This is a genomic window from Vibrio sp. V19_P1S1T109 (assembly GCF_002241375.1).
Lineage (GTDB): Bacteria > Pseudomonadota > Gammaproteobacteria > Enterobacterales > Vibrionaceae > Vibrio > Vibrio anguillarum.
Map to the genome: position 1 here is coordinate 1 of NZ_NDIM01000166.1, position 11,123 is coordinate 11,123.

Consider the following 11,123-nt stretch of genomic DNA (forward strand, 5'->3'; position numbering starts at 1 on the left):
GCTCTGGCGTACTCTTCTGTTGTGGTTCTAATTTTTGATTAAAGATTTGCTTGGTTTTTAAATCACTCATTTCAGCTTATCTCCAATTAAATATTCCAACGCTTTATCTAAACGGATATGAGGGCCAGGTTCATCACAGCTAAATGCTCTTGGTTTAAAACTGGTGAATTCAAACCCTTGATGCTGCCAATACTCTTTGTTAGGTAACTTTTTCGGCACATCGCCGGGAAAAATGGTCAAAGTTTCGCCATCGAGAGTCACGCCTTGTAAGGCTGGAATGGTGCGCTCACCGCTATCAATAAAACCCGCTTGTGTGGCCTGTATCGATGCCATACTGATGCAACTCATCTCAATATTCTCATAGGCGGCGCTTTGCCAAGCAGGATGAACCATCTGCTGCAGTAACGACACCAAATGCGGATGTTGTTCAGGGGTGACATGATCCGCTTTGGTTGCGGCAAACAGCACTTTGTCTATCTTGGGTGCAAACAGACGCTTGAGTAAACCATTACGACCATAACGAAAGCTATGCATAATCTGCTCAAGCGCACGACGCATATCCAAAAAGGAGCCGTAGCCATCATTGAGTGGAGATAAGCAATCGACTAACACAATCTGCCGATCAAACGTGGCAAAATAATTTTTGTAAAAAGCTTTCACAACCTTGTTTTGGTATTCTTCATAGCGTGCTTTTAACATGCTGTAATTACTATTGGGAGCCGGCTTGTCTTCACCATACGGATTACGGCATGGGAAAAACTGCAGTACAGGCGCACCTTCTAGCTCTCCCGGCAACACAAAACGCCCCGGTTGCACCCAATGCAAACCGGCATTTTTACACGCGTGCAAATACTCCGTAAACAGCATCGACAGCGAAGCAAGCTTTTGCTCATTGGCGTCTTGTGTTACATCGAGTTTAGCTAACCCCTCAAGCCACGGCTCGGCTAATGAGGAACGTAGTTCACTTAGCGCTGAAAACTGCTGTTCTGACCACTGTTCATAGGTCATTTCGAGCAGAGGCAGATCCAACAGCCATTCACCCGGATAGTCGATAATATCGAGATAAAGTGTGGCCGTGTGACCAAATAATTTTTTACTGCGCTTTTTAGGTTTGTATTTGATCGCTAGGCGAATTTCGCTGACGTCACGAGTGGGCACAGGCCAATGTGGCGGTTCGCTGTGTAACTGTGACATCGCTTCATCGTAAGCAAAGCGTGGAACCATTAAGTTAGTTTGAGGGACACGTTTTGCACCCACAATGCGTCGGTCACGCGTTGCGGAAAATAGCGGTAAATTATCATGGGTAGAGGTGTGCAGTAATTGGTTCACTAAGGAGGTAATAAAAGCCGTTTTCCCCGCTCGCGATAACCCCGTGACAGCAATTCGAACGTGCGAATCTAATCCACGGTTAATTAAATCAGTCATTTCTCGACGAATGTGCTTCATTCACTCACTCCACTTCATTTGATGACGCTACTTTATGTGTATTCACCTTAATCAGAGATGAACAAAAAGCCCCTGACAAGAATCAGAGGCTTAGGCTTTTTTGGCCAAAAAATTCGCTGTTCTGTGTTGAGCCGCTCACATCGGCTCAATCATCTTCTATTAATTTATAAATCACAAACAATGCAGCCTCAAGCATCACCCATAACACGCAGGTGATTGTGACGTACTTATCATCGAAGATGCTGATGCCATGTAGAATAAGGTCATAGCCGAGGAAAACCCCAACCACAATAGCGATAATAATTTGTAATATTTTAATAAAACGAGGCATCTACCCTCCTAGTTTTGCAAATGAGTATTTCAATTATCTACTGATTTATAGACGATAACTGCAGCCTAAGCTGCAGTTATCGTGAGAACGCGATGAGATCAGATTAAGCTTTCTTTTGAGCTTCGGCAATCTTCACTTTCCATGTGTCTGGGCCTATTTGGTGAGCATTCGCGCCACGCGAGTCCACCGCAACCGTGACTGGCATGTCTTCAACTTCGAATTCATAAATGGCTTCCATACCTAAATCTTCGAATGCCACCACGCGTGCTTTCTTAATCGCTTTCGCCACTAAGTAAGCCGCGCCACCCACCGCCATCAAGTAGACCGCTTTGTGGTTTTTGATTGACTCCACCGTCGCAGGTCCACGCTCTGCTTTGCCTATCATCCCCATAATGCCCGTTTCATCAAGCATCATGTCGGTAAATTTGTCCATACGTGTCGATGTGGTCGGGCCTGCTGGACCAACAACTTCATCACCCACCGCATCAACGGGGCCAACGTAATAGATAAATTTACCTTTAAGATCGACGCCTTTAGGCAGCCCTTCGCCATTTTGCAACATTGCTTGGAGTCGTTTATGTGCGGCATCGCGGCCCGTTAAAATCTTACCGGAAAGAAGCAGTGTTTCACCGGTTTTCCATTCTTGAACCTCTTCTTTAGTAACCGCATCAAGGTTGACGCGGCGCGCGCTTGCTCCTGCGTCCCACACAATTTGTGGCCAATCTTCTAGCTTTGGTGGTGTAAGTTCAGCAGGGCCCGTGCCGTCTAGCGTAAAGTGAACATGGCGGGTCGCCGCGCAGTTAGGGATCATACAAACAGGTTTAGACGCGGCGTGAGTCGGCGCTGTTTTGATTTTTACATCCACAACGGTGGTTAAGCCACCAAGCCCTTGCGCACCAATGCCTAAACGATTCACGCGGTTAAAAATATCTAAACGCAGTTCTTCTTCCGCATTTTGTGGACCACGATCAATCAGTTCTTGAATATCGATATGCTCCATCAGTGATTCTTTAGCAAGCACAGCCGCCTTTTCCGCGGTGCCGCCAATACCAATGCCGAGCATACCCGGAGGGCACCAACCCGCCCCCATCAAGGGTACGGTTTTTTCTACCCATTCAGCAATGTCATCGGAAGGATTGAGCATTACCATCTTGGTTTTGTTCTCACTGCCGCCGCCTTTGGCTGCGATTTGAATGTCGACTTTATTTCCTGGCACCATATTGATATGAACGACAGCAGGCGTATTGTCTTTAGTATTAATACGCTTACCAGCAGGGTCCATTAATATAGAAGCGCGCAATGGGTTATCTGGATTGGTGTACGCTTGACGAACTCCTTCATCAATCATTTCTTGCACCGTGAGATCAGACTCCCATTGCACATTCATACCAATGTTGACAAAACAAGTGACAATACCGGTATCTTGGCAAATGGGTCGATGCCCTTCTGCTGACATGCGCGAGTTAATGAGAATTTGTGCGATCGCATCTTTCGCAGCTTGACTCTCTTCTCGATGATAAGCCTTTTCTAGTGCTTGAATGAAGTCCAGAGGGTGGTAGTAAGAGATATATTGAAGAGCGTCAGCGACACTGCTGATCACATCCTGCTTGCGAATTACCGTCATTGCGTGCCTCGTTATTGTTATGCTTCCCTTGACTGTTGCGTGTTCCTCATTCAATAAGCGGTAAGCTTCTCAGCAAAAAATCAACTTATTGATGTGATTCAATCAAGTAGCAGCTTTTAATTTGCATTTTATGATACTCTTGCTTTACTCAACACGCCATGCAGTGATCGGTCTCTTTGTCACAAATTACGCAAATGAACAACAACGAATTCAATCATATCCAAGTTAACGCACTGACTTACCATGTCGAACTCGCTCACCAATTGTTTTCTAAAATCGAAGACTGCCCGTGGGCTATGCTGTTGCGCTCCGCCTCTAAGACGCATATCGATAGCCGTTTTGATATTTTAGTCGCTGAACCACTGGTCACCTTAGTGACACAAGGGGATAAAACGACGGTATGCGAACCGCAGTCTCGTTATGATTCTCAGGTAGACCCATTCCAACTGCTCAAACAGTTGCAGCAGCAGTATTTGCCCGATGTTCAAAGCGATATAGACCTTCCTTTCGTGGGCGGTGCACTCGGTTATTTTGCCTATGACTTAGGGCGGCAGATAGAACGAATTCCAACGCTCGCTGAGCACGATTTATCCACACCTGATATGGCGATTGGTCTCTATCAATGGGCTGTGGTCGTTGATCATTTGCACCAAGCCGCCTACGTGGTGGGCAATCATATTGATGAAGCATGGCAGTGGCTCAATGCTCAGAGTTCAAAAAATAACGACGATTTTGTATTACGCTCTGATTGGCAATCCAACATGAGTAAAGAGAGCTACCAACGGAAATTTGAGCAAATCCAGCACTATTTGCTCAGTGGTGATTGTTATCAAATCAACCTTGCACAGCGTTTTCAAGCGCATTATGAAGGCAGTGAATGGCAAGCTTATCAAAAACTGGAAGCGTTTAATTGCGCACCATTTTCGGCTTTTATTCGCTTAGAGAAGTCAGCGATTTTGAGTGTCTCTCCCGAACGTTTTATGCAGGTCAAACACAACATCATCGAAACTAAGCCGATAAAAGGCACCCGACCAAGAAGCGATAACCCCAGCATTGACGCCGCTAACGCGGCAGACCTTGCTTGCGCAGAAAAAGATCAAGCAGAAAACTTGATGATCGTTGACCTATTACGAAATGATGTTGGCCGTGTGGCAAAACCGGGGTCTGTACATGTGCCTAAGCTGTTCGATATTGAAAGTTTTCCTGCCGTGCATCACCTTGTGAGTACCATTCGCGCAGAACTTGATTCCACCTATTGCGCGGCCGATCTATTAAGAGCCAGCTTCCCAGGAGGCTCAATTACTGGCGCACCAAAAGTACGTGCAATGGAAATTATTGAGGAGTTAGAGCCTCACCGCCGTAGCGCTTACTGTGGCAGCATCGGCTATATTAGCCGCCACGGGACAATGGACAGCAGTATTGCTATCCGAACTTTGGTGGCAGAGAAGCAACAACTGCACGTTTGGGCTGGTGGCGGTATTGTTGCCGATAGTCAGTGTGAGCTTGAATATCAAGAGACACTGGATAAACTGAGCCGCATTTTACCTGTGCTCGAACAACCTCGTTAACCTTTCCAAGGTTTATTGAACTAGGCTAAAAAGAGGTAGACGCAAAATCCGAATAGGTAACGAAAATGAAGAGAAACAGCGTACAGACTGCAACCCCCTTGACAAAAGATCGGCTTATCCAGCGCTTTCAGTTGCAACAACCTGTGCCTTATCATGAAGAATCTATCCGTCGTGTGGCACACCTTGCTCCTCAAACCCTACGCAAGGCTTCAGTGTTAATTGGTTTTGTTGAGCGGAAGAATGGTTTAAATGTGGTATTAACCAAAAGAGCTGCGCACCTTAAACATCATCCGGGACAAATCAGTTTTCCTGGCGGGAAATATGAGGAAGTCGATGGCTCACTGCAGATCACTGCGCTTCGTGAAGTAAGAGAAGAAATTGGAATTCTAGCAAACGACATCACTATTTTTGGGCAACTGCCTGAATTGGTTACCGTCAGTAAATTTGTAGTGACGCCCTTTCTTGCTTTTATCAACCCCAATTACAAGGCCATTATTGATACCAATGAAGTGGACGAAATATTTGAAGTTCCCGCCCACCATCTGTTTGATCGAAACAAACTCTATAGCGAATTATTTCAAGTAAAAAATCAACGACACCGCGTTTTCGCCATCCCTTATCAACATCATTTTATTTGGGGGATGACAGCGCAGATCATTCATGTTTTGCAAAAACAAGTTATTCAACCTCATTAATATTCAAACTATTCAACCATAAGTTTAAATAACACGGATGATTATTTTTCCTTATCCCGCCCAAAAGCAAACGTTTGGCATGAATAAATGTTAACCGAAGCATTATATTGATAACTTTTACTAATCCAAATCATTAACATTACTCACATGTAGCACGCCATTTTCGTGATCAAAAATGGGTTTTTGACATATCATTCAATAAGCCAGAACGTTACATGATTTAGATCTAGTTTTCGAATGAGAAAATTATGCAAAATGCGCTCGACTTATTTCCTGTTCCCAAAAATGAGTAATACAATATGAACACAACAACTTCGTCGGCATCTGCCGTACAATCCTCTAGCAAGTGGACTTATAAAGATTTCACTTGGTGTCTTTCACTTTTTGGTACGGCCGTTGGTGCCGGTGTACTTTTCCTTCCAATTAAAGCTGGTGCGGGTGGTTTTTGGCCATTAGTAATGTTAGCCCTAATTGCGGCGCCAATGACTTGGTTCGCACATAAAGGCTTAGCTCGCTTTGTTCTTTCTTCAAAAAATGTTGATTCTGATATTACTGACACAGTAGAAGAGCATTTTGGTAAAACTGGCGCAAACCTTATTACGTTCGCATACTTTTTCGCCATCTACCCTATCGTTCTTATCTACGGCGTTGGTATCACAAACACCGTTGATTCCTTCCTTGTTAACCAAGTTGGCATGGAATCGATTCCTCGTTGGTTACTTTCTGGTGCGCTGATTGTAGCAATGACGGCTGGCGTAGTATTTGGTAAAGAGCTAATGCTAAAAGCAACGTCTGCCATGGTGTATCCGCTGGTTTTCATTTTATTAGCTCTTTCTTTCTACCTTATCCCAGATTGGAACACTTCAATGATGGAAGTAGCGCCTGATTGGTCTGCCATGCCAACCATCGTTTGGCTTGCAATTCCTATCATCGTGTTTTCATTCAACCACAGCCCAATCATTAGCCAGTTCTCTAAAGAGCAACGCCTACAACATGGTGACAACGCGGTTAAGAAAACCGATATGATCACTGGTGGCTCGGCCATGATGCTGATGGGTTTTGTGATGTTCTTCGTGTTCTCTGTTGTGCTGTCTCTGTCGCCAGAGCAACTCGCGTTAGCAAAAGAGCAAAACATTTCTGTGCTTTCTTACCTAGCAAACATCCATGAATCACCAATCATCTCTTACATGGGTCCTCTTGTTGCCTTTGCAGCGATTACCTCTAGCTACTTTGGTCACTTTTTAGGGGCACATGAAGGCCTAGTTGGTTTGATTAAATCTCGCTCAAATAGCTCAGTAAGCAAGATTGAAAAGATGTCACTGATTTTCATCGTGTTGACTACTTGGATTGTAGCGATTGTAAACCCAAGCATCCTAGGCATGATTGAAACCATGGGCGCACCGATGATTGCTGGCATCTTGTTCCTGCTGCCTGTATTTGCAATGCACAAGATCCCTGCAATGGCGAAGTTCAAGACTTCAGCACCAGTACAGATTTTCACAACTATCTGTGGTCTTGCTGCTATTACTTCTGTAATCTACGGCGCTCTTTAATCTGGTGGTTATATCAACCGTCATGAATACTGCATACAGAACATAACTATAATAATGAGCCTCCCTCTTAGCTAGGGGGGCTTACTTTTGAGGTAATCGATATGATTAGTGTATTTGATATCTATAAAATCGGTGTTGGTCCTTCAAGCTCACACACAGTGGGACCAATGAAAGCGGGTAAAGAGTTTATTGATGATTTACGTTCAATGGGAAAATTGCGCGACATCACTAAAATCACCGTGGACGTTTATGGTTCATTATCACTGACAGGGAAAGGTCACCACACAGATATCGCTATCATCATGGGTCTTGCTGGTAATACCCCTGAGAAAGTTGATATCGATGCTATTCCAGGCTTTATCGCACGCGTTGAAGAAACCGAGCGTCTTCCCGTTGGTATGCACTGTCATACCGTATCGTTTCCTAAAGAAGGTGGAATGAATTTCCACAAAACGAATTTGTCCTTGCACGAAAACGGCATGCAGATCCACGCGTGGATCGATGATGAAGTCGTTTACTCAAAAACCTACTACTCTATCGGCGGTGGTTTTATCGTTGATGAAGAGAACTTTGGTAAAGAAAAAGAGAACCCAATTAAAGTTCCTTATGTCTTCACTAGCGCTGACGAGATGATGAACCAATGCAAAGAGAGTGGTCTTTCCATGAGTACACTGGTTATGGCTAACGAAAAAGCACTGCATTCTGATGAAGAAGTTCGTACTTACTTTGCCAATATTTGGAAAACCATGCGCGAATGTATGGACCGCGGTATGAATACTGAAGGTATCTTACCAGGGCCTCTTCGTGTTCCACGCCGAGCAGCAGCACTTCGTCAACAGTTAATGACCTCAGAAAAAACCACCAACGACCCAATGGCGGTCGTTGACTGGGTAAACATGTACGCTTTTGCAGTGAACGAAGAAAATGCCGCGGGTGGGCGTGTGGTGACAGCACCTACTAATGGCGCATGCGGTATTATTCCTGCAGTGTTAGCCTATTATGATAAATTCATTCAAACCGTTACTGAAAAAGACTATATCCGTTACTTTGCCGCCTCTGGCGCTATCGGTGGGCTTTACAAACGTAACGCTTCTATTTCTGGTGCGGAAGTGGGTTGTCAAGGTGAAGTAGGTGTTGCCTGTTCGATGGCAGCAGCGGGCCTTGCAGAGCTGATGGGTGGAAGCCCCGAACAAGTTTGCATGGCCGCTGAAATTGCGATGGAACATAACTTGGGCTTAACCTGTGACCCTGTCGCGGGACAAGTACAAGTGCCTTGTATCGAGCGCAATGGTATTGCTGCCGTGAAAGCGATCAACGCAACGCGTATGGCGCTACGCCGCTCATCGGCACCTCGTGTTTCGCTTGATAAAGTGATCGAAACCATGCTTGAGACAGGTAAAGATATGAACGCCAAATATCGTGAAACGTCCCAAGGTGGTTTAGCGATTAAAGTCGTTTGCTAACGAGCACCTATCTATTTAAAAACCTCGTTCATTAAAACTTAACGCCACTCGCTTAACAGCGAGTGGCGCATTTTACGACTTTACCTCACGATCCAGTGAGGAACTTAAAACTGACCGAGATATTCCCAGCTACTGTTGGTTGGATTGGGATCGGTTGGGTAAGGGAAATAACCGTACTTAGTCACTTTCAAGCGGTAGTAATGATAGCCGCCACGGAAAGCGTATTGATAAATATCGTTCACTTGACCACGCTGGCCATCACTGCCCCACACGCCCATCGCATCTTGTTGATACCACTCCAGTAACGAACGTTCAAAGCTTGCTAAATCACGATTTAATTCCGCAAGGTAAGCTTGAATGGTGCTGTCGCTGCCAAGGTAAACCCAATCTAGGTTTGACTCTCCGAGCACCGGGAAAGCTTCCCCCTCTCCTGGGCGTTTTTGGATAAAGTAATGGTTTTCACCATCGATTTGCCCAACAAACACCGCATTTTGCGCCTTATCCCAAGTGGTTGAGGTACGCTCATCCCATGTCAATAAGCGAGATACACCAAAGTAGCTTTGTACACGCGCTTCAATGCTCACACCAGCCGCTCTATTGAGCTTGATTGGGTTGAAAGCAAAGTTCACATAGCGATCTGCCGAACCTAGGTATTTCCAACCTTGATTACTGGTTTGATCGGCCGGGAATGCGCCAGCATCTACCATACGCATTACAAAGTAATCATGCATGCCCGTTTCTGGGTTCGGGTAGACATACAATGCCCCTGCTCGGCGCTCCGCTTTCGTCACGCCATTGTTTAGAACGCCACGCCCATAGTGTTCGGCCACAAAAGCATCAAACTCAGCGATCGTTGCAAAATCCGTGTTCAACAGAGTTTCATTCTGCGCGAAGGTTGGAGTCATATCGACCACTTGGCTGTAACCGTACTCTTGGCCAATGATGATGGGGCCTTTGAGCTTATCCAGTGGCGGGTTCTGATCTGGCGTCATTCGAGTCAGTTCTGTTTCACCGCCTCGACCCGAACAATGCAAACTCACTTGAGTTGGTACTCCATTCTCCATCGATAAGTTAACGTGGAACTTGTTACTTTCATTGCCAGCGTGGCGAGAAGCACTCAATCGCACCTGTTCGCGGATCCCATCTGCAAATTCAACATCCAACTGACACTGGCCCTGAACCTGGTAAGTAGGACGCAACACTTCATCGCCACGAATGGCATAGCGCCACGTTTGGCCATTTTTATGCATCACACCTGCAATCTGTTCACAGTGATTACCGACGACAAATCCAGCTCCATCGTGATCATTTCCAGACTTATTGAGTGTACATAGGCTCACTTCACCGACATCGACCGTCGGTGTGTAAGTCACCGTTCCGCGGCCATACTTGGAAAGCAGTTCATACTCGCCTTGCGCAGAGGTCATGTTCACGTTGATGTTCCATGTCACATCACGTCCAACAGAACAACGGTCGGTACTGGGTTCAATCCCACCGACAAACTGCGATCTATCGCCATTGGCCGCTTGGAAAGTAAACTTACACAAACGTTGCAGCTCACCATCTATGCGTAATGTTTGCCAAATATCGCTATCGAGCTGTGCCTGAGTCAGGTTCGCCACCGCTTGCCAACCTTCCAACTGATAATCCCCTTGCTCTGGCTGTGGCAGCTCAAACACGTTGCCATAATTCGAGTAAATCAGAGGATAGATTTGGCTAGGGTTCTCATTCTGCGGATCGTAAATCCCCAATAAAGTAACTACGGGTACGCCCACTTGCTGCAGTTTCGGTGTATCGGTTTCTACCGCTTTATAACGTTGGGTACTCGGATCCCACTGCACATAACCGCTTGGGCTGTTGCTATCAAGGTTAAAACCGTTGTTCATCCAACGCTGTGCTTTGCGTGACTGAGCCGGATGCTCCAAGGTAAAGCGGCTGATGGTGCCAACGTACTCTTGTTCACCGCCATTTTGCGCATCACGCAGGAAACGGAACGCATCTTTAAACGGCGGTACAATATCGTCACCTTGCTGTTGGGTGTAAACGTCGCCTTTCCAGTGCAAGTTACCAATAAAGCGTTGCTGGAACGCATCCCAACCCCAGCCAGATTCCATATCGTGAATCGACGCCATATATGGGTAGTGGCCAAGCCCATAGTTATGGCCCAGTTCATGGGACCATTCATTGCCGGTAGTATTTTGCAGGGTTACTTTACCGCCACCGCCACTGCCGCCATGAACCACAACTTGAGCTAAATCTGTACCTTCTTTGGTATACACCCCGACGTTGGTGTGTGCGGTAATGTGGTTGTAGCGGCGGTTGTTTTTTTGCGGGTAACCCCCCCCACCTCTCCATGCCCCAGGTTGGGGTGTTTACACCTGTAGAGACCAAAGCCTTTCCCCTCCCTTCACGCATATTGCCCCCGTGGCCACCCCCCCCACCC

At 46.1% G+C, this 11,123-nt stretch carries 8 protein-coding genes; 4 read left to right on the top strand and 4 right to left on the bottom strand.

The features are described from left to right. Window positions 1-66: 66 nt before the first annotated feature. From B9J87_RS07850 to B9J87_RS07860, 3 genes are all read right to left on the bottom strand, one after another. Window positions 67-1,446, bottom strand: a complete 1,380-nt coding sequence (locus B9J87_RS07850) for a YcjX family protein (protein ID WP_094150072.1) — start codon at window positions 1,444-1,446, stop codon at window positions 67-69. 145 nt (window positions 1,447-1,591) lie between these two features. Next, window positions 1,592-1,777: a hypothetical protein gene (locus tag B9J87_RS07855; RefSeq protein ID WP_010320694.1), complete on the bottom strand. Its 186-nt coding sequence runs from the start codon at window positions 1,775-1,777 to the stop codon at window positions 1,592-1,594. Window positions 1,778-1,880: 103 nt separating this feature from the next. Beyond that, the gene (locus tag B9J87_RS07860) at window positions 1,881-3,401 is read right to left on the bottom strand and encodes a fumarate hydratase (RefSeq protein WP_010320695.1); all 1,521 of its coding nucleotides are present in this window, start codon (window positions 3,399-3,401) and stop codon (window positions 1,881-1,883) included. A 176-nt stretch (window positions 3,402-3,577) separates the two neighbouring features. On the opposite strand from B9J87_RS07860, the gene pabB reads away from it, so the two are divergent. From pabB to B9J87_RS07880, 4 genes are all read left to right on the top strand, one after another. After that, window positions 3,578-4,969: an aminodeoxychorismate synthase component I gene (pabB, locus tag B9J87_RS07865; protein ID WP_094150074.1), complete on the top strand. Its 1,392-nt coding sequence runs from the start codon at window positions 3,578-3,580 to the stop codon at window positions 4,967-4,969. Between the two features lie 65 nt (window positions 4,970-5,034). Then, window positions 5,035-5,664: a CoA pyrophosphatase gene (locus B9J87_RS07870; protein WP_017044764.1), complete on the top strand. Its 630-nt coding sequence runs from the start codon at window positions 5,035-5,037 to the stop codon at window positions 5,662-5,664. Window positions 5,665-5,963: 299 nt separating this feature from the next. Continuing rightward, a complete protein-coding gene (locus B9J87_RS07875) occupies window positions 5,964-7,217 on the top strand; it encodes an aromatic amino acid transport family protein (protein WP_017044765.1) in 1,254 nt (417 codons plus the stop codon). A gap of 101 nt (window positions 7,218-7,318) precedes the next feature. Continuing rightward, window positions 7,319-8,680, top strand: a complete 1,362-nt coding sequence (locus tag B9J87_RS07880; protein ID WP_094150076.1) for an L-serine ammonia-lyase — start codon at window positions 7,319-7,321, stop codon at window positions 8,678-8,680. A gap of 104 nt (window positions 8,681-8,784) precedes the next feature. Here B9J87_RS07880 and B9J87_RS07885 read toward each other — a convergent pair whose 3' ends face one another. Then, window positions 8,785-10,959, bottom strand: coding sequence for a M66 family metalloprotease (locus tag B9J87_RS07885; protein ID WP_441351328.1), 2,175 nt, complete (start codon window positions 10,957-10,959; stop codon window positions 8,785-8,787). Window positions 10,960-11,123 lie beyond the last annotated feature (164 nt).

Bases quoted from the DNA above. Each gene is read 5' to 3' on its own strand.
- B9J87_RS07850 (WP_094150072.1), bottom strand. From the start codon at position 1,446: ATGAAGCACATTCGTCGAGAAATGACTGATTTAATTAACCGTGGATTA.
- B9J87_RS07855 (WP_010320694.1), bottom strand. From the start codon at position 1,777: ATGCCTCGTTTTATTAAAATATTACAAATTATTATCGCTATTGTGGTT.
- B9J87_RS07860 (WP_010320695.1), bottom strand. From the start codon at position 3,401: ATGACGGTAATTCGCAAGCAGGATGTGATCAGCAGTGTCGCTGACGCT.
- B9J87_RS07870 (WP_017044764.1), top strand. From the start codon at position 5,035: ATGAAGAGAAACAGCGTACAGACTGCAACCCCCTTGACAAAAGATCGG.
- B9J87_RS07875 (WP_017044765.1), top strand. From the start codon at position 5,964: ATGAACACAACAACTTCGTCGGCATCTGCCGTACAATCCTCTAGCAAG.
- B9J87_RS07880 (WP_094150076.1), top strand. From the start codon at position 7,319: ATGATTAGTGTATTTGATATCTATAAAATCGGTGTTGGTCCTTCAAGC.